The organism is Streptomyces roseifaciens, assembly GCF_001445655.1.
Classification (GTDB): Bacteria; Actinomycetota; Actinomycetes; order Streptomycetales; family Streptomycetaceae; genus Streptomyces; species Streptomyces aureoversilis.
Genome location: NZ_LNBE01000003.1, coordinates 1319308 through 1341355, shown reverse-complemented (window position 1 = coordinate 1341355; position 22048 = coordinate 1319308). Strand labels below are relative to the sequence as shown.

The window sequence follows — 22048 nt, the reverse complement described above, 5'->3', positions numbered from 1 at the left end:
CCCGGGAAAATCCCTGGCAGGAGGCCCTGCGGGCCTGGCAGGATCCTCCGCATGACCTACGGAATCGAGTCCCACCCCGCCTGGTGAGCCCGCAGGAAGAGCGCGCCGCGCTCACCCCTCGGACCTCCCTGTACGCCTACGCCCTGCGCCTGCGGGACGCAGAGCCCGACGACCGCCCTCCCCGGCGCGGCTACCGCCTGCCGGACCCGGATACGGCCCCGGATACGGCCCCGGCTTCGCCCTCGGCAGCACCGGCTGCGACCCCGCAGCCCGGCAACCTCGGCTGGGCTGAAGCCCGAGCCGCCGCAACGGACGCCATCGCCCCGCTGCTGAGCGACCCCGACACCCTCCGGGCCGCCGACGAAGTGCACCGTCGCCTCCGCGCACTCGGCACACGGGTCTCCCCCCTCCGGGACGCCCTCGCCGAGCTGCCCCTGAAGGACGAAGCGGCAGCCCGCGCCCTCGGCCGCCGCCTGGTCCGTACGGGCACGAGCGCACCGGCCGTGAGCGTCGGTCTCGGCCTCCTGGCGCGCCTCGGCGAGCCGGAGGACATCCCCTGCCTCACGGTCCTCGGCCTTTTCCGGACGTTCACCCGCCCGGTCGTCGCGGCCCTCACCGCCATCGACTGCCCGACCGGCGCCCTCGTGTGGCTGAGCCGTTACACCGAGGGCCGGGAGCTGCGCCACCTGGTCGACGCCCTGCTCGCCCGCGACGACCGGGCGGCCCGCGACGGGCTGCTGACCGTCCCCCTCGACCCCCGTGCCGTGGGGTCCGAAACCGCCCGCAGAATCGCGGAGGCCGTCATGCTCGACGACATCATCGGCGACGATCCCGTCGACGCCCCCACCCTGGCCCAGGCAGGACGCCTCCTGGTCAGGATGGCGCGGGCGGACGACTACCAGTACGAGGTCCTCGCCTACGACCGGGCCGTCGCCGCGTACGAGGCCTTCGTCACCCGCGCCTCCCGGCTGCCTCCCGGCCTCGACCACTACGCGATCCTGCTCTCCGTCGCCCTCGATCTGCACAGCGGGCCGAGCGTTCTCCTCGACTGGCGGACCGGACAGCGCGAAGCGCTCCTGGAGACTCTGGAGTCCGTACTGACTTCACCTGCCTGGACCGCCGTACCGGCCGGCGAACCCACCGACCCCGGCGAGCGCCGCCGGCTCCACTGGATGCGCCGCGCCGCACGGCAGCCCTTCACCCGCCCGGCGGCTCCGGGCCGGCTCCGCGTCGAAGTCGTCGTACGCGACCCGGCGGTCCCGGAATCCGTCGAGACGCGGCTCCTGATCGACGGCCGCCCCCTGGTGCCCGAGGCCTTCGGCCGGGGCCCCGCCCACTCCCCCGAGTACCTGCTCGACACCGGCCGCCTACGGGCCGCGGCCGAACCCCGGGAAGTGCAGCTCGCCGAGGCGTACTGCACCGAGGGCTGCTGCGGCGCGCTCCACGTCACCATCTGCCGCGACGGGGACCAGGTGGTGTGGCGCGACTGGCGCCGCCCGCACACCCTGCCGACCCGGCAGCCCGCACCCGAGCTCCCCGAGTACCGCTTCGACGCCGCCGCCTACGACGCCGAGATCGCGCGTGCGGAGACCGACCGCTCCTGGGCCTGGCCGGCCCGGAACGCCGCGCGGCTCATTGCTGCAGGACTACGTGACCGGCCCGGCATCCTCGCCCGGTGGGACGCCCGCCTGGACTGGGCCGGCACCGACTTCGGCGAGCCCGACACGATCGCCGTGTCCTTCACGTTCCGGCCGGGGACCGCCGCCGGGCGCCAGGACAAGGACGGCCATTACCTGCAGTTCATCTGGGACCTCCAGGACGACGGCACACCGCCGGAGGAGCAGGCCGCCGCGGCGCTGCACCGTCTCTCGACGGAGGACCCGAAGGGCTACGCGGAGGTCAGGGGCGGCAGCCGCGAGTCCGCCGAGGCGCTCGGCTACCCGTGGCCCTGACGGCCGCCCGGCCGGGGTCGCAGGCCGGGGTCGCACCGGGGTCGCAGGCCGGGTTCACAGGCCGGATCGGGCCCGTAGACGTGCGGCGCGGCTCCGAGCGAGCATGCAGTCCGGGAACCGCGCCCGGTGGCCCCGGCCGGAGAGGAGACGCACGTGCACAGCACCCACACCCGCGGCCGAATCCGTAACCACGGGTCCGGCGACCGCCCCTTCAGGCCCGGTTTGCGGAGCATGTGATCCGCTGGGGCAGACCGTCGCCGCGGGCGACGTGCACCGGCTCGCCGACGTGGAACGGCTGAGGCGCGTGGTCGGCCGCTTGGCGCCGTCGGCTCCCCGGACGACCGGCGGAATGCAGAAGGCGGTGGCGCAGGCCCTACAGGCTCAGGAGCCCACCGGAGCCCACCGGAGCCTGACCGGACCCAAGGCCGTGCCGGCCTGTCCCGCCCTACTCGTTTCCCGTGTACAGCCTTTGGCCGATAACGCCGGGAGGCCCTCGCGGAGGAAGGAAGCGACATGCCCGAACAGCCCAGCGTGCGCACCACCGATGGTCTGCTGGAGGGCCGTTGGCGGCAGGGACACGCAGTGTTCCGCGGCGTCCCCTACGCCCGGCCGCCGGTGGGAGCGCTCCGGTTCGCCGCGCCCGCCCCTCCCCTGCCCTGGGAAGGGACCAGGCAGGCCGCGGAGTTCGGGCCCGCGGCACCGCAGTCCGGCCCTGTGCGTGCGAACCCGGGGGGAGGCACGGACTGGCTGACGCTCAACGTCAGCACTCCGGATCCGGGCGCGGCGGGTCTGCCGGTGCTGGTGTGGATCCACGGAGGTGCCTATGTCGCGGGGGCTTCCAGTGACCCGCTGTACGACCCGGCGGCGCTGACCGGGGCGGGGCTCGTCGTGGTGAGCATCAACTACCGGATCGGTGCCGAGGGTTTCGCCCTCCTCGAGGGCGCCCCGCCCAACCGCGGATTCCTCGACCAGATAGCGGCGTTGCAGTGGGTGCAGCGGAACATCGCGTCCTTCGGCGGGGACCCCGGCCGTGTCACCGTCGCCGGGCAGTCCGCCGGGGCGGGGTCGGTCGCCGCCCTGCTGACGATGAAGCCGGCCCGCGGCCTGTTCCTTCGGGCCGTCGCCCACTCGGTGCCGGGCAACTACTGCACCCGCGCCCTGGCCGGAGAGGTCGCTGCAGCGCTCGCGGACCGGCTCGGCACGGCGCCCACCGCCGCCGCCCTCGCCGAAATCGAACCCGGGCTCCTCGCCGACGAACTCACCTCCCTCAGCGCCGGCCTGCCCGGCCTCCGCGCGCGCTGGGGACGGCTCGCCCGGACGGGGGTCGCCATGGGCCCCGTCGTCGACGGAGAAGTCCTTCCCGAAACGCCCTGGCCCGCCCTCACCGGCGGCCGCGCGAGCGCGACCGAGCTCCTCGTAGGCCATACCCGCGACGAGTTCCGGCTGTTCAGCATCATGAGCGGGCGGCACGGCACCTTCACCGACGAGGACGCCCGTACGGCCCTGGACCTGTTCGCCCCGGCACCGGACGGCGCGGACGCCTACCGGGCCGCCCTCCCCCGGGCCACCGCGCAGGAGCTGCTGGAATCGGTCTACTCCGACGCCCTGTTCCGGATGCCCTCGCTGCAGCTGGCCGAGGCGAACGCGGCGGCCGGCGGCACCTCCTTCCTGTTCGAGCTGCAACTGTCCTCCCCTGCCTTCGGCGGGGCCCTGGGCGCCTGCCACAGCCTCGACGTCCCCTTGGCGTTCGGCACGCCGGACAGCCCCGCCGGCAGGGGACTCCTCGGCGACGGGTCCACCCCCGGAGCCGTCGCGGTATCGCGCGAACTCCAGCAGGCGTGGGTCCGCTTCGTCACCACCGGAGACGCAGGATGGCCCGCCTACCTCCCTGGTCAGCGGCTGACGCGCGTCCTGGACGCCGAATCGAAGACCGTGCCCTATCCGGAAGAGGCCTCCCGCCGGATCTGGGAGGGCCGTGCCCCGGCCCCCTTCGACCTCGCCCAGCCCGCCGGAAGCCCGTGGTGGAGCAGACCCCCGACGGAATACGGGGGCCAGCCGGAGTGATCCCGGGCGGGCGCCTCACTAGCGTCTTGGTGTATGACACGCGTACGGCACAGCGAGAGCAACACCACCGTAGGAAGTCGCTTACGAGGCCGCTTGCGCAGCCGTCGTGCTGCATCGTTCGCCGTGGCGGCGATCGCTCTGACGGGCCTCGCCACCCCCTCGGCCGCCGCGGCGGGGACCGTGCCCCGCCCCGCTCCCTCCCCCGGATGCGACACCGCACGCAGCGCGGTGGCCGCCTCCCTGGACACCCTCACGCACCGCCACGGCATTCCGGGCGCGGCCGTCGAAGTGGACGACGGCCGGTGCGGCAAGTGGAACGTCGCCCGCGGCGTGGCCGACCTCGGCTCCGGTCGGCCGATGAACGCGCAGGACCGGCTGCGGATCGGCAGCATCAGCAAGACCTTCACCGCCACGGTCGTCGTGCAGCTCGCCGCCGAGGGCCGGATCGGGCTGGACGCCCCGGTCGAGCGCTACCTGCCGGGGCTGATCCGGGGCAACGGCCACGACGGCCGCAGGATCACCGTGCGCCGGCTGCTCCAGCACACCAGCGGACTTCCCGACCACTCGGAAGCCATCGTGGACAGGCCCGTGGAGCAGTGGCGTTACCGTCACTTCGAACCCCGCGAACTGATCGCCACCGCGCTCGAGCTGCCCCGCCCGGACAAGAAGTGGCACTACTCGACCACCAACACCCTCATCGCCGGGCTCATCGTCGAGAAGGTCACCGGACGCGGCGTGGAGGCGGAGGTGACCCGCCGGATCCTCGAACCGCTCGGCCTGCGCGACACGTACTGGCCGGGCGACGAGACGCGCATCCGCGGCCCGCATTCGCGCAGTTACTTCACCGGCCCCGGCGCACCGGACGGCACGCCGTCGCCCCGGATCGACGGTACCGAGTGGAACGTGACCTTCGGCGGCGCGGGCGGCGCGCTGATCTCCACGCCCTCCGACGTCAACCGGTTCTACGGTGCGCTGTTCGGCGGCAAGCTGCTGCCCGCGCGGTGGCTCGACGAGATGAAGCGCACCGTGCCCGCCGACCCCGACCGGCTCTGGCCCGGCGCCCGCTACGGGCTGGGCCTGATCGCCTCGCCCCTGGAGTGCGGCGGCTGGTGGTGGGGGCACGGCGGAACGGTGCCCGGCGGCCACCGGGCGCTGGGCGCGGTCGGGCCCGGCGGCCGGAGCGTGGCCCTCGTTCTCAACCAGGTGCCCGGTACCGACCGGGCGGAGGAGGACTTCCGTGCCGTCGTGAACACCGCGTTCTGCGCCGACCGCAGCAATCCCTCGGGTTCCGTCAGCTCTTCGCGCTATGCCGGCACCACAGGTTCCGTCAGCCCCTCGGGCTCTGCCCACACCACAAGCTCCGTCAACACCACAGGTCCCACGAGCCACATCAAGGAGACCCCGTGACCCTTCTCAGCCCCGTCGCCGCGCGCCGCGCCTCGGCCGCGGGCCTCGCCCTCACCGCCTGCCTCACCGCGGCCCCGGCGGCCTTCGCCTCCGCGCGCACGGCCCCCGTGGCGCAGCCCTCCGCGGCACCGCCCGAGGCCGGTCTCGACCGCTACTACCAGCAGCGTCTCGACTGGCGCAGCTGCATCAAGGGCCCCGACGACACCACCGGCCGTGACCTGGACAAGGCCGGGGCACAGTGCGCGGACGTGACCGTGCCGCTCGACTACGCCGACCCCCGCGGCCGTACGATCACCGTCGCGATATCCCGGCTCAAGGCCACCGACACCCGCCACCGCGTGGGCCCCCTGCTGATCAACTTCGGCGGTCCCGGCGGCCCCGCCCTCGGCGACCCGCCGGACATGCGCAAGGCCATGAAGGACGTCGGTGCGCGCTACGACATCATCGGCATGGATCCGCGCGCCGTCGGCCGCAGCACCCCGCTCGACTGCCACTGGCCCGTGGGCCACTCCATCTACTCGGCCGGCCTCGGCCGGGAAGGCTTCGACCGGCAGGTCGCCCTGCACAAGGACCTGGCCGCGAAGTGCCGCGCCACGAACGCCTCCATGCTCCCGCACATCAACACCCGCAACACGGCCCGCGACATGGACGTCATCAGGGGCGCGCTCGGCGAACGCAAGATCTCCTACCTGGGCTACTCGTACGGCACCTACCTGGGCACCGTCTACACCCAGCTGTTCCCCGGCCGCTACGACCGGATGGTCCTCGACGGGGCGATCGACCCGCGCCGCTACAACCCGCGGCTGCTGCGGGGCGTCGAGAAGGAGAACGAGCAGGCGCTCGCCGACTGGGCGACCTGGGCGGCGAAGAAGCACGACGCCTACGGCCTCGGCCGCACCCGCGCCCAGGTGCTCTCCACCGTCGACCGCATCGTCAAGGCGTCCGCGCGCGGGCTGACCCTCGGCACGGCCCCCGACTCCTTCCCGCTCGACGACACCCAGGTGCCGACCCTGCTCTTCGGCGGGCTCTCGTCGGACAGCGACAGCGCACGAGCGGAGCTCGGCGACCTGGTGTCCACCCTGGCCAAGGCGGCGGACAACCAGTCCGCGCCGCTCTCCCCCGAGCTCAAGAAGACGCTGCAGGAGATGCTGACCGACAAGAATTCGCAGTACGGCAGCGCGCAGACGGCCATCCTCTGCGGGGACGGGGCCGCCCCGCGCGACCCCGAGACCTACTGGCGCGACATCGAGCGCAGCCGCGCCGCCCACCCGCTGTTCGGCCCGCTCACGAACAACATCGGCCCGTGCGCCTTCTGGGACCGCCCGCGCGAGGAGCCCACACGGGTGCAGCACGACGCCCCGGCGCTGATCGTGGCCGCCACCGGCGACACGCGTACCGACTACGAGGGCGGGCGCGCGCTCCACGGCATGCTGCCCGGCTCCAAGCTCATCACGCTCAAGGGCGCCAACCAGCACGGGGTCTACCTCGAGTACGGCAACGCCTGCGTGGACCGGCAGGTCAACGCCTACCTGGCCACGGGCGAGCTCCCGGCGGGCGACCGGACGTGCCTCAAGACGAACGGCTGACGGAACGGCTGACCAGGGCGGTCACGACCGCCCTCACCCCCGGCCGGAGCGAGCGCCCCCGGCTGTCCTCCTCAGGTCGGGCGCAAGGAACGCCAGATGCTGTCGGGCAGAATGCGTGCCGCCTCGGCCAGGTCGATGTCGTCGTAGGTGCTGGCCAGCCAGCGGCGCGCGGCCTCCGCGACCGGGCCCATGACCAGGACCTCGATCAGGGCCGGCGGCATCGTGATGATCTCGCCGGCCTCCATGCGCGGCCGCAGCCACTCGCCGAGGCCGCTCAGCTTGGCGGCCTTGGCCGCACGGATCTCCTCGGCGTGCGCCGCCAGGTAGCCGGAGTAGGCGGAGGCGTGGATGAACAGCGCGGCGTCCCGGTGCTCTTCGGTGAAGCGCAGGTAGGCCAGGACGAGCGCGCGGACGCCGGTGCGTGCGGTGCGCGAGCGCTTCACGGCGCCTACGATCTCGTCGAGCAGTTGCTCCATGCACCGGGTGTAGAGCGCGGCCGCCAGTCCGTCGAAGCTGCCGAAGTGGTGGTAGAGACTGCCCAGGCTGACGCCGCTGGCGGCCGTGACGGCGTTGACCGTGAAGCCCTGCCGGCCCGCCTCCGCGTACACGCGCAACGCGGTGGTCAGCAGCAGGTCGGCGGTCGCTTCGCCACGTTGTTGCTTGGGAGACATCGCCCGCCTTGCCTTCGCTCGCTCAGGTGTGGTGCCCGTGCCTGCCGAAGCCGTCCGGCGGGCCTGCCCCGCGATCGTATCCACCCTCCGGGCCGACACAGATCAACTAGAACGTATTTCTAGAAAAAGTATCCACACCACGCGCCTCCCGGTCCATACTCGCCGCACGGCCGGTGACACGCGGAAGCGCCGCCCCCGTCAGCACTGGAGGCGGCGCAGAAAGGGCACTTGCCCAAGCTTCACACCGAGTTGTCGGACACCGCGGATTCGGCGGGGGCCCCGGAGTCCGGGCTCTCGTAGCGCAGCGCCGAGCGGTGGCCGAGCAGCCAGGCCAGCGGTACGACGGTGACCGCGGCGAGAACCACGAAGATCGCCCGAGGGCCGAGGAATCCGCCGAGGACCGCGATCGCCGAAGGGGCCGCGGCGGTCGGAAGTCCCGTTGCCAGCCGCCACATCCCGGTGGCCCGTCCGATCAGCTCGGGCGGTACGGAGCTGAACATCTCCATCTCCGTGGCCACCGCGATGACGTTCTCGCAGACGAAGAAGACGGTGAGGGCCGCCGTCGCCGCCACGAGGCCCGCGCCGGAGGCGATGAGCAGCAGCCCCCCGCCGGCGCTGGCCAGGCCCAGCACGGTGACGGTGCGGATCTTCCACCGGGGGATCTCGGCCGTGATCAGGGCCCCGGTGAGCCCGCCGACGTTGGCCACGGCCAGGGCGACGCCGATGGAGCTCGGCGACGCGTCCAGCACGTCGCGGGCCAGGAAGACGAAGAGCGCGGTGGTGCCGGTCGAGAACGTGAAGCTCGCGGGCACCATCAGGAGCAGCAGCGTGCCCATCTTCTCCCCGCGGGAGAAGATGCGCAGCCCGGCACGCAGCGATGCGACGAAGGAGACCGGGGCCGACTGGTACCGCTTCTGGCCGGCCACCGGGTTCACCCCGAGGAACCACACGACGAGCGGGGCCAGGAACGTCGCGCTGTTGAGCCAGAGCAGCCCGGTGTAGCCCAGCGGGCCGACGAGCAGGGAGGCCAGTGCCGGCCCGAGGATCAGGCTCGTCTGGAACAGCACGGTCAGCGATCCCCGGGACCGCCCGGTGCTGTCCGGGAACATGGCGGGGATCCCCGCGAGCCAGCCGGCCCGGTAGGAGACGGCCCCGATCTGCACGAGCGCTTCCGCCACGTACAGGCTCCACACGGGCGCGGGCCCGCCCAGCAGCGCGAAGTTGAGGGCCAGCGAGGCACCGAGCTGCAGCAGCAGTCCGGGCACCACCAGGACGCGTGAGCCGTAGCGGTCGACCACGTGGCCGAGGAACGGTCCCGCGACGGTGATCACCAGTGGGGACACCGCGACCAGCAGGGCCATCGTCGCGAGGGAGCCCGTGTAGCTCAGCACCAGCAGGGGCAGGGCGAAGCCGTACATGCCCTCGCCGAGGTTGTTGGCCAGATTCCCCGCCGCGAACACCCGGAACCGGGAATCCCGCCATGGACTCGGCTCGGTCTGCAGGCTCACCCGACTACCGTCTCACTTCCCGTATCCGGCGGGCAGATAGACCGTGCGCAGGAGCAGGGGCCCCTCCTCGGTGACGTCCCGTATCTGGAGGAAGCCGCCGCGCCCTCCCACCAGCAGCAGGTTGCGCGGCGAGCCCTCGCGGCCGGTGCGCTTGGCCAGGGCCTTGGGGAAGTCCTGGAAGGGTTCGACGACGCCCAGCACTTCGGGCGACCGCGTCTCGTACACCGCCATCTGCAGGCCGTAGGACGTGGCGTACACCCGGTCGCCGATGACCGTGGCGCTCTCGACGGTGTTCTCCAGCATGTCGAACCAGTGGCCCGTCACCTTGCCGGTGGCCACGTCGATGGCCTTGACGGCGAATTCGCCGCCGTTCACCAGGACCGCGTCCTCGTGGAGCTGCATCCGCTTGCAGTAGCCGCCGAGTTCCACCCGCCAGCGTTGCTCGCCGGACGGCTCGAAGCAGAAGACGACTCCGTTGCGGGTGGCGAAGAGCAGCTCTCCGGCCGGCCCGTAGGCGCAGGTCCACGCCACCAGCCCGGCCACGTCCAGCGTGCGCAACCGCTCTCCGGTGCGCGCGTCGTGCTCGAAGGCGCCTTCGTTGGCCGCCACCAGCACGCGCTCGGCGTCGGCGTCGGGGCTCAGGTCGTGCAGGTGCGGGGCGAAGGGGACCTGCCAGAGGGACTCTCCGTCCCGGCCGTGGCGGAAGAGCCTTCCCGACCGGGTGACGCCGAGGAACGTGCCGTCCGCGAGGGGACGGACCCGGCGGACGAAGCCCAGGCCGAGGTCCCACCGCCGGGTGACCCGTACGTTCGGGTGGGAAGCTTCGACGTCCGTCAGCTCGACGGCGAGCACCCCGGTGTCCGTCGCGACGAGGTAGCCGTCCTCGGTGAGCGGGTCCGGCTGGATGTCCCACACGCACCGGCTGTCGAAGTCGAGGCGGGCCAGCCGCTCGCCCTCCGGGGAGACCCGCTCCATCTGCCCGTCCTGGGTGAGCACCACCAGGTGGCCGCGGGAGGTGATCGTCATGTCGGTGATCTGGTGGCGGAAGGGTGCGATGGTCCGCACGATGCGCGGCTCGCTCTCCCGGTTGTCGAAGACGGTGATCTCGCCTTCGAAACCCGCGCAGAAGGCGAACGAGAAGGTGTCGTCGAACTCCAGGGCCTCGACGTCGTCGGCCGCGAACTTGAAGTTGTGCAGCATCCGCCCGTCCGGGCTGATGACCACCACCCCGTTGGCGACGTACAGGGCGTCGTCCTCGCCGGCGTCCTGCGTCACCCAGTACCGGTCGTGGCGGCGGTCGTAGCGGACCCGGTGCAGGTTGAGCTTGTCGTCCAGCCGCACGTGGACCGGGAAGTCGAAGGCCGCGAGGTCACCGATGTAGAGGTTGCCGTGCTTGTCGGCGACGCACTGCTCGCCGGGCCGCTCGGTGCAGAACCACTCGAGGAAGTGGTCGGTGATGGAGGGCCGCACCTCGATCAGGTCGAAGGTCCGTGCGTCGATGACCGCGATCTCCATGTAGCCGTTGTTGACGTACAGCTTGTCCTGCCAGACGCAGATGCCGCGGTTGATGAGCGTGGAGGGTTCCTCGCCCTCCAGGTACTCGCCGTCACCCCGCAGGTGCTGCGCGTCGAGCGAGTTGACCGGGAGCAGCGAATGCAGGCTCCACTGGGTCACCGTGCCGCGGGCGTCCTTGGTGTAGACGAAGTCGCCCGAAGTGGTCACCGCGTAGACCGGCGCGACGGACTCGGGATTGCGGCCGGAGCGGATCAGCTCGAAATCCTCGTCCAGCAGGTGGAGGCCGCCGCGGATGTCCGTGACGAGAAGCCCGTGCCCCTCGACCCAGACCACCCTGGCGGCGCGCTGAGTAAGCTTCATGAGTGTGCTCTCTCCCGGCGGTCGTCGGCGGAGGGGGCCCGGAAGCCCCGGACGAGGGGGCTTCCGGGCCTTTCATCGCTCTGCGGTGCCTGCTCCCGGTTACTTGACCGAGAGGGTGTAGCGGCGGACTGCCTTACGCATACTGTTCACCTCCCTCCAGCGCGATGTCGGACAGGGGTCCACCGGTCACGTCGTCGGCAGCGCGACGCGTACGGGCCGGCAGTCGGGGCGGGCGACGATCAGTGCGTCGCCCGGTAGGGGGGCTCGTGGCAGCTCGATGACGACGTCCAGGTCCTCGCCGTCGCGCACGGTGCCGACGGGGACCTCCGGGCCGCCGGCGCCCGGGGACAGGGTGACGGTCCACGGCACCGGCTGCTCGGGGTCGTCGACGCCCTGCGCGGAGGCGCACAGGCGCACGGTGCCGTCGGGGAAGGCGGTGGCGGAGCCGGTCACCTCCCGGCTGAGGATCCGCTCGCCGAGCTCGTACATGCCCCCGTGTTTGACCAGTGGGGTGGCGTTGCGCGCCGGATCGACCGCCATCCACACGGCTTCTCCGACGATCAGCGCGTAGTCGGGGAGGTCCACGACCGACCGGACGCGGCACTCGGCGCTGAGCGTGCCGCCCTCGACGGTCGGCGTGCCGGTCACGGCCGGCTCGCGCAGCCGCAGGCCGGACGCCGAGCTCTTGTCTATCTCGGCGCCGGTGAAGGTCCCGGCGAAGTTCGCCAGGGAGGCCATGGACGCGTCGCAGAGCGTGAGGCCGAACTCGCGCCGCTCCAGGATGAGCCCCGTGGTGTGGTTCTTGATCTGGCAGCCGACGGCGAAGTGGGGTGGCCGCCGGGCCACGAGGTAGGTCCACTCCGCGGACATGAGGTTCACGCCGCTCCGTCCGGCCGCGGTGATGATGCCGACGGTCGACGTCCCGTACCGCATCAGCTGCTCGACCAGGTCCTGGCTGATCATCCCTGCACCCCCTCGGTGGCCGCGGTCACGACAGCGCTTCCTTGACGTCCCGGTCGGCATCGAGGGTGAGCCCGTGCCGGGTGACCGTGGATTTCGCCGCGAGATACCGGATGTTGTGGGGGTTGGCGTACGTCTCGGTAGGTATTTCGTGGACGACCTCGATGCCGTTCCGGCGCAGCTGTTCCGACTTGTCGGCGTTGTTCGTCAAGAGATCGATCCGGTGCATTCCGACCGCCTGGAGCATTTGCGCCGCCACCGCATAGTCGCGGGCGTCGGGCGCGAAGCCGAGGGCCGTGTTCGCCGCGAAGGTGTCCATGCCGGTGTCCTGCAAGGCATAGGTGTCGATCTTGTTGTAGAGACCGATGCCGCGCCCCTCCTGCCGGAGATAGACGAGCGCTCCGCCGCGTTCATGTATTTTGCGCTGCGCCTCGCGCAACTGCGGGCCGCAGTCGCAGCGTAACGAGCCGAAGACGTCGCCGGTCAGGCACTCGGAATGGACGCGGACCAAGGGGATGTCCCCCGGCGTCCCCATACTGATCAGCACGTGCTCACCGCTGTGGGAAAGAGCGTCGAACGAGGTGACGGTCGCTTCCACGGGCCGGCCGATCCCTATGTCCAGCGGGACGACCACCGTTCGGCGAACCGTGGCTCCGCCGCGTTCATCAGGGAAATGCCCCGGTCGCTCTGACGCCATCATGCCCCTCCCGATACGTGACTGACACAACTGCCCCATCCGACCGCATCACAGGGACAGTTACGTGAATCACTCCCACCCCGAGCACCACCGCCCACACTAGCCAATGCCCTTCCCCTGAACCTCGCGCAAATGCGCCAGAGTTCACGGGTCAAACACGAGTCAAACAAGTGACGCTTTTCGGGAGCTCTACTCCGGTTGGTCCGGTATGGGGTTGTGACTCCTGAGGCAGGAGGGAATCCCGAGGACGTCTCGGAGATCGACATCCGAGCCGGGCGGCGGCCGGGACTGACGTTTTCTCATGCCTCGCCGGAAGCGCGACGCCCGTTCACGGAGCCACCCCGCCCCCCGTTACCCCTCAGTGCCTCTCAGTGCCCGCGCCGCTGTCCGTGTTCGCGGGCGGCTGCCTGCTGTTGGAGGAGGGCCGCGATGTGGTTGAGGTCGTCGATGATGGCCAGGAGGCCCTTGATGTCCGGTGCGGAGGCGCCGTTGACGCCGATGAAGAAGGTGTGGTGCCGGCCGTGGCCGGTGTCGAAGTAGCCGGCCAGGGTGTCGCCGCCCACGGCCAGCCGGTTGTTGACGGCGTCGAAGCCCGCGACCGTGCCGGGTTTGGCGAAGACCTTGCCGTGGGCCGGGCAGGTGGCCGCGCGGGTGCAGGAGCCGGCGAGGGAGCCGTCGACGCCCAGGATCGGCAGGGCCTTGCGGAACCGGGCCGCGTCGGGGGTCCGCTCCCAGAATCTCAGCAGGCGCGGGAAGGCCGTCGGGACGATGCGGTCCACGGGGTTGCCGCCGCGCCCGTCCAGGAGCTGCAGCTGCCGCGGGTCGGCCCCGGCCTTGCGGACGAACTCGGCGAGCGGCCGGAAGCCGTCGTCGCAGCTGTGGCTCCCGGTGTGCACGGCCATCAGGCAGATGCCCAGGTTGGCCCCGAGGTTGTGGCTGACCTTGAGGATGACCTTGGCGTACTCGGCGTAAGGAGGCGACACGTACGCCGCGACGCGCTCCGTGGCGTGCCGCTCCTGCCGCAGGAGGCCGGCCGGGTTGGGGCCGGTCGCGTGCGCGTGGACGGTGACGCCCGCACGGCCGAGCGCCTCGATGAGGGCGGTCCGCCCGAAGGCGTCGGGGTTGCGCACCGGGGACACCCTCAGGACGGGCTTCGCCCCGGCGGCGACGGTCCCGGTGAGGGTGATGCGGGTGCCGTCCGGCGAGGCGGTGACGGAGATGTCGGTGGTGCCGCCCGCCGGGACGGTGCGCACGTGCGAGTCGACCTGGTACGGCGCGACGTGCGGGCGCCAGTCGAGCTTGGCGGGGTGGCCGGCGGACGTCGGGGTGGTCAGCAGGTCGATCACGTTGTCGTTGACGATGAGCGGGGTCGGGCCCGGGTCCAGGTTCGCGGACGAGGTGAAGAGCCGGGAGTCGACGACGACGTCCCCGTTGACCTCGGTGATGCCGGAGTGCCGCACCTGGCGGGCCAGTTCGTCGATCCCCGCCAGCGGGTTCTGCGGGGTCAGCGTCGCGCCGGGGACGTCGTTGGCGTAGGTGTGGTCGACGTCGGTGTACTCCATGGTGCCGCCCGGGCCCGTCCGCCCGCCCAGGCTGAGGTCGCCCTGGCCGACGAGCACGAGGTGGCCGTCCAGCACCGAGTGGTTCCGGTGCCCGACGGCCAGCACGGGCGTGGTGAACCGGTGGTCGCCGCCGATGGTCCGCCAGGTGGCCGAGACGCTGAACAGCTTGGCCGCGGAGCCGGGGATGAAGAACTCGCCGGCGTTCTTCGACCGGACGGTGCGCCCCTTCTCGTCGACCTCCAGCAGGCCCCACCGCGCGTGCTCGTACCCGGGCTTCTTCATGACCGCCTCGATGGCGGCGCCCGGCCCGCGCTCGCGCACCGCCGCCGCGGGGCCCGCGGACGCCGCCGTCAACGCGGTGATCACGGCGACCGCAATGCCCGCCCGTGCCCGCCATCCCCGCGTGAAGCCTGTCATCGCGCCACCTGTTCCGCTCCGGGTCGCCCCGCCGTCCGCCACGGCCCGTGTCCGTGCCGATTGCGGCAGCCGTACCGCGCGGGGCACCCCCGCCGAACGTCCCGGCCGGTACCTTCACCCGCGCGGGCCAGCCCCGGCGGGACGGGGAACACGTTCAGCCCAGCGGGTACCGGGTGCCGGGTTCGCGTCCGTCAGCGCGACCGAATCTGGCTGACGGACCGTCACGCATGTACGGGCATCTCCAGCGTGGCGAACGCCCGGTCGGCCACCTCGGCGGGGGCCGCGGCGATGACGTGGTCGAGCGCGGCCCGGGAGGACTGCAGGTCGGTGATGGCGCGCGTGATCCGGTCGCGTTCCCTGAAGAGGTCCGCGACCAGGTCGGAGCAGGTGGGAACGAGCCGTTCGCCCTCCTCCCGCAGGCAGGGCAGGATCGCGGCGATGGTGGCGGTGTTCAGACCGGCCGCGAGCAGGCTGCGGATGCGGCGCACGGCGGCGACGTCCCCTTCGGCGTATTCCCGGTAGCCGCTGGGGAGCCGGGCGGGGTGGAGCAGGCCCTGGGCCTCGTAGTAGCGCAGCAGCCGCTCGTGGACGCCGGTCCTCCGGGACAGTTCGCCGATCCTCATGCCGTCCCCCGTAACTGCCGCACGGGGCGGGCCCGGCGGCTTGACTCTGACACAGATGTCAGAGTTTAGCGTCCGCGGCATGAACAAGATCTTCCTCCCCCTCGCCGCCCTGAGCACGAGCGTCTTCGTCGTCGGCACGGCGGAATACCTGATCGCGGGCATGCTGCCGCAGGTCGGGGCGGATCTCGGGATCCCGGAAGGGACGGCCGGGCAGTCCGTGACCGCCTACGCCCTGGGCGTGGTGATCGGCGGCCCGGTGATGACCATGCTGACGTCCCGGGTGCCCCGCAAACGGCTGGCCGTGGGGCTGATGCTGCTGTTCGCTGCGGGCAGCGCGGTCTGCGCCCTGGCGCCCGCCTTCGGCGTGCTGCTCACCGGGCGCGTGCTCTCGTCCCTCAGCCACGCCGCGTTCCTGGCGGTGGCGATGGTGGTCACGACCGGCCTGGTCCCTCCGGAGAAGACCGGAACGGCCGTCGCCACGGTCGCCTCGGGCTTCGCCGTGGCCACCCTGCTCGGCGTACCGCTGGGATCCCTGCTGGGCCAGAGCGCCGGATGGCGCGCCCCCTTCTGGGCGTTGACCGTGCTCGCCCTGGCCGCGACCGCGCTGCTCGCCGCCGTAATGCCCGAGCAGCCGGCCCCCGCCACGCGGGTACGGGACGAGCTGCGCGTGGTCACCCGCAGGCCGGTGCTGCTGGCCATAGCCGCCACTGCCGTCGGCTTCTCGGGCGTGACCACCGTCTTCACCTACCTCACGCCGCTCCTCGCCCGGATCGCGCACTTCTCCCCGGCTGCCGTCTCCGGACTCCTCCTCGCCTACGGCGCGGGCAGCGTCCTGGGAAACCTGGCGGCCGGAAAACTGACGGACAAGTCCCTGTCCACGACCGTACGCGGCGTGTTCGGCGGCCTGACTGGCGTGCTGGCCCTCGTGCCGTTCGCCGTCCTGTGGCAGCCCACGGCCGTGCTCGCGGTCCTCGGGCTCGGGCTGCTCGCCACGGCCACGATCGCCCCGCTGCAGGGACTGATCCTGCGGCACGCGGGGGCCGCGCCCACCCTGGCCGTCGCCGTCAACGCGGGCGCCTTCAACCTCGGGGCGGCCGCCGGGTCCGCCCTCGGCGGGCTGATGGTCGCCGCGGGCGCACTGCGCTGGACCGGCCTGGCCGGAGCCTCGATGACTGCGGCCGGCCTGGCCCTGACCTACGCGGTCCTGCCCCGTGCCAACGCCGGGCGCCGTCCTGCCGCCCGGCGGCAGGACGACCGGTCCCACCCTCGGGGAGTTCTCACACGCAGGAGGTGAAGGCCGGGCTCGTGTTCGCGATGTACGTCGTCGCCCCGCCACTGGGGTCGTCCTTGAGCGGGACCGTGACGGTGTCCTCGGCCGTCCAGGGGAACCCGCGCGTATCGAACGTCCGACTGATCTGCACTGAGGTCGGTGTAGCGCCGCTACCCGAGCAGGAGCTCGCGCACGATCAGCAAGGTACCGTCAGTTGACAGTTGAGCAGGTAAATCCGACACAGGATGGGGCAGCAGAGGCGATGACGATGCGCATACGCAAGGTGTTCTTCGCGGCGGGCCTGGTCTCCGCGCTCCTGGCGGGGGGCTCGCAGGTGCCGGCGGCCGCCGCGGGGGCACCGGCCCCGGCCGGGACCGCCCTCGGGTCGTGCGAGCAGCAGGCGGGCGTGGAAGTCTTCCGCAAGGGCGGCATACCGGTCCTCGACTGGCGGGAGAACCTGGAGTTCGACGGCCGCGGCACCCTCTGGGTCGCCCACATCATGAAGAACCGGGTCGAGGGATACGCCCCCGACGGCACGCTCAGAACGAGCTTCCCGGTGAGCGGCCCCGGCGGTCTCCGGCGCGGCCCGGACGGCATGATGTACGTCAACTACGGTGTGAACCCGCTGGCGACGGACGGCGGCATCATGCGCTTCGACCCGGCCGCCGCCACCCCGAAGCCCGAGAAGGTCGTGGGCGGGATCCGGGGCATCAACGGCCTGGCCGTCGACGCCGCGGGCAACTTCTACCTCAGCCGCGAGCTGGCCACCGGAATCGTCAAGGTCCGCCCGGACGGCACGAAGGACGAGGAGTGGACCCGGGCCGCGGACGTCTTCGGCGCCAACGGCCTGGAGATCGTCGGCGACCAGCTGTACGCGAGCGCCATCACCGACACCTCCTCCCCGGTCCACCGCATCCCGCTGAACGACCCGGCACGCCGTACGACGGTCACGCACCTCAGCAGGAACCTCCTGGACATGAAGTTCCTCGACGACCTCACGTACGTCGACGGGAGCCTGGTCGTCGCGTCCTTCCGCGACGGCCGGCTCATCCGGGTGGACCCGGACACCGGCCGCTCCTGCGTCCTGGCGAGCGGGCTGCACATGCCCAGCAGCGTCCGGGTGGCCCGTGGGTTCGGCGAACACAGCGCCCAGCACGCCCTGTTCGTGGTGGAGGCCTCCGGCCGCATCCTGAAGGTGACTCTCCGCTGAGTCAGGCCGGCACTGGAAGCGTCAGGGTGTGGGGCCCTGCATGTGCTCGCTGATCCACTGGATGAGTCCCCCGGTCTCCATGTTGGGCACGTAGCTGGCGGCGTTGTGCTCCCCGCCCTGGATCACGTGGTACTTCGTCTTGACCGGTCCCTTGTTGCCGTACTTGTCGACGAAGCGGTCGATCGGCGGCTTGACCGGCTCGCTGGAGCCGACCTGGAGACCCAGGTAGACGTCCGGGCCCTTGCTCGCGATGAGCCGCTGGGCCAGGACGTCGGAGCTGTTGTCCGCCTTCTCCTTCGCGTGGCCGGCCCACAGGCGCGAGTCGGGGACGATGTCGGGGCCGGAGGCTATGACGGCCTTGAACTTGTCCGGCTTCTGGAGCACGGACTTCAGGCCCGCGGAGGCACCGGTGGACGAGCCCATGAAGGCCCAGCCGTCGCGGGACTTGATGGTCCGGAAGTTCTCCTTGATCAGCTGCGGGACGTCCTCGGTGAGCCAGGTGCCCATCTTCGGCTGGCCCGGGATGTCACTGCCGTCCCAGTACTGGCCCAGCTTCGGGTCCTTGGGGTCCTTGTCGTGGTTCTCGGGGTTCAGCACGGGCATCGCGATGATGAAGGGCAGGCTCTTGCCCTCCTTCGCCCACTTGGATATGGAGGCCTGGAGCTTGAGGTCCGAGCCCATCCAGTAGTTGTTGGGGAAGCCCGCACCACCGGGCAGGGCTATCAGCACCGGGAAGCCGCTCTTGGCGTACTTCGGGTCGTCGTACTCCTTGGGGGCCCAGACCCAGACCTTGCCCTTGAAGCCGGACTTCTTGCCCTCGTACGTCGTCACGGCGACCTTGGACCCGTCCTCGGGGACGGTGCCGGAGACCTTGAAACCTGCGTCCGGCCCCAGGGGCATCAGGGCCTTCGAGCCCGGCGTCCGGTCGCCGCCGCCCTTCCCGTCCGCCCCCTTGCCGAAGGAGATCGGGTCCCCCTTGTCCGTGAACGGCGGGATCTCGAAGTAGGACATGACCGGCCAGGCGACCAGGCCGAGGGTGACGACGGAAGCCGCGGCGACGACCCAGCGTTTGGCGCGGGCCGGCCTTCCTCGCCGGGTCCGGTTGGTGGTCGGCGGGCTGTATGTCATCGAACGGACCTCACTCCGGTGCCGGGGGCCCGCGCGGGCCCTCGTCGTTTCAGTGGCGCCTGGAGAGATGAGGTGGGTGATGCGAAGGGTTCCGATTCTCACAGAATGATGACATTTTTACCTGACCATGATGATGACCATGCCGGGCGGGCACACCCGCCCGGCACGGCGCAGCCCGGCTCCGGCAGCTCAGTCCATGTGCCGCACGAAGACGTCCGTGACCCCGTTGGTGTCACCGGGCACGAGGTTCGTGGCGTACGAAGCGAAGGCCACCACGTGCCCGCCCAGGGCGAGCGCGGGCGACTCGGGGGACCGGTCGGGGAAGCCGCCGTCCACGGCGACGCTGATCCGGCGCGTCGCGCCGGGGCCCTCGCGCCGCAGGTCGCGCAGGTACAGCGCGGAGCGGCAGCCGGGCTCCGCGGTGGCACACGCCCCGGTCCTGTAGGCGACGTAGCGCCCGTCGGGACTGATCTGCGGCTCGCCCGCCGTCCGGTCGAGACGGCCGCCGTCGGGCGCGGTGCTCGCGGTGACCGTCCGCCCCGTGCGCAGGTCGTGCACGAACACCTCCCACAGCGTGACGGGAGTGGGCCGCTCCCCGCCCTCCCGGTAGCTCAGGTAGGCGAGATAGCGGCCGTCCGCGCTCAGCGAGGGCTGCATGATCCACTTTCTGGCCGGGCGCTGGTCGCCGGGCAACCGGTCCACCTTGCGCAGCTCGCCGGTCACGCGGTCCCGCACGTACGCGTCGCTGCGCGTGGAGATCCTCGGCGCGTCCACTCCGAACGCCACGTACCGGCCGTCCGCACTGACGGAGACCGAGCGCACCGCCGGCGCGTTCATGCGCTCCTCCAGCGGCTGGCTGATCACCTCCGTCGTGCCGCGCTCGCGGTCACGCAGGTAGAGCTCGGAGCCGCCCAGGTGCGGGTCGTGGTGGGGCACGGATGCGATGAAGGCGGCGTAGCGGCCGTCGGCGCTGATGGCGGCGGGATGGGCGTCGGGCCGGGGCGCGCCGTCCACGCCGATGCTGACCGCTTCCGTGCGCCCGGTGCGCAGGTCGCGCACGTAGGCGTGGTGGGTGCCCGTGGAGGGCCGCTCGCCCGGTGCGAGAGTGGCGTCGCGGGAGGAGAAGGCGACGTGACGGCCGTCCGCGCTCAGCCTCGCCCACCAGCTCCCGCCCTGTGCCTGGCGTCCGTCGTCGCCCAGACCGGCGCGGACCACGACGCCGGTGCGCAGATCGCGTACGAAGACGTCGCCGGCCTCATTGGTGTCCCCGGGCACGAGGTTGGACGCCCCCGATTCGAAGGCGACGTAGCGGCCGTCGGCGCTGACGGCGGGCGACTGTGACAGGCCGTCGGCCTCGGTGCCGTCGGCGGCCGTGCTGACCCGTTCCGTACGCGGGGGATGGGTGTGGGCCGTTGCCGGTGGTGCGGCGGTGAGGAGGGCGGTGGTCGTGGTGAGTGCGGTGAGCGTGGTGACGGCTAACAGGGTGCGTCTGAAGCGTCCATTGATGCGTCCGTTGACGGCCATGCTCGTGCTCCCATCGGATGCGGGGGTTGAGTCCGTGCCGGTGGAGGCAGCATGCCGTGCCGCCGCCTCCGGCTGCCATCCGGATGTGAGCCGAAACGGGCGGGCGCCCGTCCGGGCGCCGCGGCCTACTGGTCGGGCTCGTCGGGTTGATCGGGCTCGCCGGGGCCCATGGGGTGCGGGGGCGGTTGCCGGAGAGGCGTGCGGAGGTCGCTCACGTCGCGCTTGTCCGCGCCTTTGGGTCCCCTCACCAACCCCAGCGGGGCGTAGTGGTAGTCGACCCCGTGCGGCTCCTCCTGGCTCCGCTCCCCCTGGTCGTCCTTCGGCCACTCCACGTCACCGGTGACCACTCGCGCCGGGATCAGCCAGTAGTCACCGGCCCGGTACTGCTGCGGCGGCTTTTCGTCCTCGTCCGCGCCGAAGCGGATCTGGACGCCGTCCTCGAGGTCGATCCAGCGGCCCTGTTCGACGGGGAGCGTCTGCCGGCTCGCGTGCTGCCGGCCCTCGGCCCCCTCGGCCCCCTCCCGGGCCTTCTTCGGCTTCGCCGGCTCCGGGCGGTGGTCCCAGCGGCGCAATACGGGGTGCAGCGTGGGGTCGGCGCCGAGGCCCGGCTGGTGGCGATCCTGGGAAGGGTCGGCGTTCAGGACCACCTGCCGGGCCGTGTGGTCGGCCTCCTCGACGCGGTACAGGCTGGTGGACGGCTTGACGATCTCGTCCGCGGCGGCGCGGCGGACCGTGGCGTCGTCGACGATCTCGACGATGTCGCCGGTCTCCACGCCCAGCCGTCCGTCCCGGCCGAGGGACTCCAGCTCCAGCGTGGTGCCGGCGGCCGACCTGATCGGGAGGAGCACCGAGGCGTTCTCCCTCGACCATTTGAACGTCGCTTTGCCCTCCGTGCCGCCCTGGTGGATCTCCACCCGGTAGAGCTGGTTCTCCGGGCCGCGGAAGCCGGACTCCGGCGGCAGGTCGCACGGGTCGGTGCCTTCCTCGGGACGGGCGACCTTGGCGGCGAGCGTGCCGCGGGGGCTGAGCCGTTCGCCGAGTTTGGCCTCCAGGAAGGGGCCCGGCTTGAGGCGGAAGATGGAGTCGTCGGCCGGCATCCAGTCGAGCTGCCAGACGACGCGGGTCCGCGCGCTCGTGTCGGGGCCGTGCAGGCCCAGGGCGACCTCGCGCAAGGACGGCTCCTGGGCCGCGGTGACCAGCCGTTCCCAGACCCTCAGGTAGACCAGGAACATCGTCGGGGGGAGCTCCTCGGCCCGGTCCGGGTCGGGGGGACCGTCAGGCTGGCTCTGGTAGTCGGTCCCCTTCTCGCATTCGCACAGGATGCCGTCGACGTACATGTGGCCCTTCGTCACGGAGAAGGTGCCGTTCTCGAACGCGACCTTGAAGCCCCCGGCCAGATTCCCGTCGGGGCCGGCGGGGTAGACGGTCCGGCCGAACAGGTCGGTGACGAGGGTGCGCATGTAGTGCATCAGGATGGCGGTCTGCTCGTTGAGGTCGGCATCGAGCTGGACGCGTCCCTGCTGGGCCAGGACGGCCGAGAACCGCCGGTCCTTGTCGAACGTGACGCGGGAGAAGTCGCCTTGCATGGGTGTTC

At 71.8% G+C, this 22048-nt stretch carries 17 protein-coding genes; 6 read left to right on the top strand and 11 right to left on the bottom strand.

Annotated elements, in window-relative coordinates; all coding sequences use genetic code 11:
• Positions 1 to 83: 83 nt before the first annotated feature.
• The 4 genes from AS857_RS11635 (at position 84) to AS857_RS11620 (ending at position 7009) form a co-directional block, all read left to right on the top strand.
• Positions 84 to 1952, top strand: a complete 1869-nt coding sequence (locus AS857_RS11635; protein ID WP_245699785.1) for a DUF1380 domain-containing protein — start codon at positions 84 to 86, stop codon at positions 1950 to 1952.
• Between the two features lie 513 nt (positions 1953 to 2465).
• Complete coding sequence (locus tag AS857_RS11630; protein ID WP_058043036.1) at positions 2466 to 4016, top strand: carboxylesterase/lipase family protein; 1551 nt, start codon at positions 2466 to 2468, stop codon at positions 4014 to 4016.
• A gap of 123 nt (positions 4017 to 4139) precedes the next feature.
• Positions 4140 to 5423: a serine hydrolase domain-containing protein gene (locus AS857_RS11625; RefSeq protein ID WP_420823928.1), complete on the top strand. Its 1284-nt coding sequence runs from the start codon at positions 4140 to 4142 to the stop codon at positions 5421 to 5423.
• On the top strand, positions 5420 to 7009 hold the full coding sequence (locus tag AS857_RS11620; protein ID WP_058043035.1) for an alpha/beta hydrolase: 1590 nt from the start codon (positions 5420 to 5422) through the stop codon (positions 7007 to 7009). The genes AS857_RS11625 and AS857_RS11620 overlap by 4 nt, the downstream gene beginning before the upstream one ends.
• A gap of 71 nt (positions 7010 to 7080) precedes the next feature.
• Here AS857_RS11620 and AS857_RS11615 read toward each other — a convergent pair whose 3' ends face one another.
• From AS857_RS11615 to AS857_RS11585, 7 genes are all read right to left on the bottom strand, one after another.
• Complete coding sequence (locus AS857_RS11615) at positions 7081 to 7680, bottom strand: TetR/AcrR family transcriptional regulator (protein WP_058043034.1); 600 nt, start codon at positions 7678 to 7680, stop codon at positions 7081 to 7083.
• A gap of 239 nt (positions 7681 to 7919) precedes the next feature.
• The gene (locus tag AS857_RS11610; protein ID WP_107105557.1) at positions 7920 to 9188 is read right to left on the bottom strand and encodes an MFS transporter; all 1269 of its coding nucleotides are present in this window, start codon (positions 9186 to 9188) and stop codon (positions 7920 to 7922) included.
• Between the two features lie 12 nt (positions 9189 to 9200).
• The gene (locus tag AS857_RS11605; protein WP_079110250.1) at positions 9201 to 11063 is read right to left on the bottom strand and encodes an outer membrane protein assembly factor BamB family protein; all 1863 of its coding nucleotides are present in this window, start codon (positions 11061 to 11063) and stop codon (positions 9201 to 9203) included.
• A gap of 186 nt (positions 11064 to 11249) precedes the next feature.
• Entirely contained in the window at positions 11250 to 12026 is a 777-nt protein-coding gene (locus AS857_RS11600) for a flavin reductase family protein (RefSeq protein ID WP_058043031.1), read from the bottom strand.
• 25 nt (positions 12027 to 12051) lie between these two features.
• Positions 12052 to 12621: a GTP cyclohydrolase II gene (locus AS857_RS11595; RefSeq protein ID WP_245699784.1), complete on the bottom strand. Its 570-nt coding sequence runs from the start codon at positions 12619 to 12621 to the stop codon at positions 12052 to 12054.
• A 467-nt stretch (positions 12622 to 13088) separates the two neighbouring features.
• A complete protein-coding gene (dacB, locus tag AS857_RS11590; RefSeq protein WP_058043030.1) occupies positions 13089 to 14699 on the bottom strand; it encodes a D-alanyl-D-alanine carboxypeptidase/D-alanyl-D-alanine endopeptidase in 1611 nt (536 codons plus the stop codon).
• Between the two features lie 221 nt (positions 14700 to 14920).
• Positions 14921 to 15322 carry a MerR family transcriptional regulator gene (locus tag AS857_RS11585; RefSeq protein ID WP_058043029.1) on the bottom strand — a complete coding sequence of 134 codons (402 nt, stop codon included), beginning with the start codon at positions 15320 to 15322 and terminating at the stop codon, positions 14921 to 14923.
• Positions 15323 to 15401: 79 nt separating this feature from the next.
• Between AS857_RS11585 and AS857_RS11580 the strand changes: the two genes are divergently transcribed.
• Positions 15402 to 16616 (top strand): MFS transporter, encoded by a 1215-nt coding sequence (locus AS857_RS11580; protein ID WP_058043028.1) that lies wholly within the window; start codon positions 15402 to 15404, stop codon positions 16614 to 16616.
• On the opposite strand, the gene AS857_RS39920 is transcribed toward AS857_RS11580, so the two are convergent.
• On the bottom strand, positions 16600 to 16743 hold the full coding sequence (locus AS857_RS39920) for a hypothetical protein (protein ID WP_160330214.1): 144 nt from the start codon (positions 16741 to 16743) through the stop codon (positions 16600 to 16602). The genes AS857_RS11580 and AS857_RS39920 overlap by 17 nt on opposite strands.
• Before the next feature lie 111 nt (positions 16744 to 16854).
• Here AS857_RS39920 and AS857_RS11570 point away from each other — a divergent pair, with 111 nt between their 5' ends.
• Positions 16855 to 17802, top strand: coding sequence for an SMP-30/gluconolactonase/LRE family protein (locus AS857_RS11570; protein WP_058043026.1), 948 nt, complete (start codon positions 16855 to 16857; stop codon positions 17800 to 17802).
• Between the two features lie 21 nt (positions 17803 to 17823).
• Here the strand turns inward: AS857_RS11570 and AS857_RS11565 are convergent, their stop codons facing one another.
• The 3 genes from AS857_RS11565 to AS857_RS39530 form a co-directional block, all read right to left on the bottom strand.
• Positions 17824 to 18930, bottom strand: a complete 1107-nt coding sequence (locus AS857_RS11565; protein WP_058043025.1) for an alpha/beta hydrolase — start codon at positions 18928 to 18930, stop codon at positions 17824 to 17826.
• Between the two features lie 189 nt (positions 18931 to 19119).
• Complete coding sequence (locus AS857_RS11560) at positions 19120 to 20454, bottom strand: TolB family protein (protein WP_058043024.1); 1335 nt, start codon at positions 20452 to 20454, stop codon at positions 19120 to 19122.
• A gap of 125 nt (positions 20455 to 20579) precedes the next feature.
• Entirely contained in the window at positions 20580 to 22040 is a 1461-nt protein-coding gene (locus AS857_RS39530; RefSeq protein WP_058043023.1) for a DUF6519 domain-containing protein, read from the bottom strand.
• Between the last annotated feature and the right edge of the window lie 8 nt (positions 22041 to 22048).

What these genes read in the sequence shown, in the direction of transcription:
- AS857_RS11630 (WP_058043036.1), top strand. Translation starts at nt 2,466, where the DNA reads ATGCCCGAACAGCCCAGCGTGCGCACCACCGATGGTCTGCTGGAGGGC.
- AS857_RS11615 (WP_058043034.1), bottom strand. Translation starts at nt 7,680, where the DNA reads ATGTCTCCCAAGCAACAACGTGGCGAAGCGACCGCCGACCTGCTGCTG.
- AS857_RS11605 (WP_079110250.1), bottom strand. Translation starts at nt 11,063, where the DNA reads ATGAAGCTTACTCAGCGCGCCGCCAGGGTGGTCTGGGTCGAGGGGCAC.
- AS857_RS11600 (WP_058043031.1), bottom strand. Translation starts at nt 12,026, where the DNA reads ATGATCAGCCAGGACCTGGTCGAGCAGCTGATGCGGTACGGGACGTCG.
- dacB (WP_058043030.1), bottom strand. Translation starts at nt 14,699, where the DNA reads ATGACAGGCTTCACGCGGGGATGGCGGGCACGGGCGGGCATTGCGGTC.
- AS857_RS11585 (WP_058043029.1), bottom strand. Translation starts at nt 15,322, where the DNA reads ATGAGGATCGGCGAACTGTCCCGGAGGACCGGCGTCCACGAGCGGCTG.
- AS857_RS11580 (WP_058043028.1), top strand. Translation starts at nt 15,402, where the DNA reads ATGAACAAGATCTTCCTCCCCCTCGCCGCCCTGAGCACGAGCGTCTTC.
- AS857_RS11570 (WP_058043026.1), top strand. Translation starts at nt 16,855, where the DNA reads ATGACGATGCGCATACGCAAGGTGTTCTTCGCGGCGGGCCTGGTCTCC.
- AS857_RS11565 (WP_058043025.1), bottom strand. Translation starts at nt 18,930, where the DNA reads ATGACATACAGCCCGCCGACCACCAACCGGACCCGGCGAGGAAGGCCG.
- AS857_RS11560 (WP_058043024.1), bottom strand. Translation starts at nt 20,454, where the DNA reads ATGGCCGTCAACGGACGCATCAATGGACGCTTCAGACGCACCCTGTTA.
- AS857_RS39530 (WP_058043023.1), bottom strand. Translation starts at nt 22,040, where the DNA reads ATGCAAGGCGACTTCTCCCGCGTCACGTTCGACAAGGACCGGCGGTTC.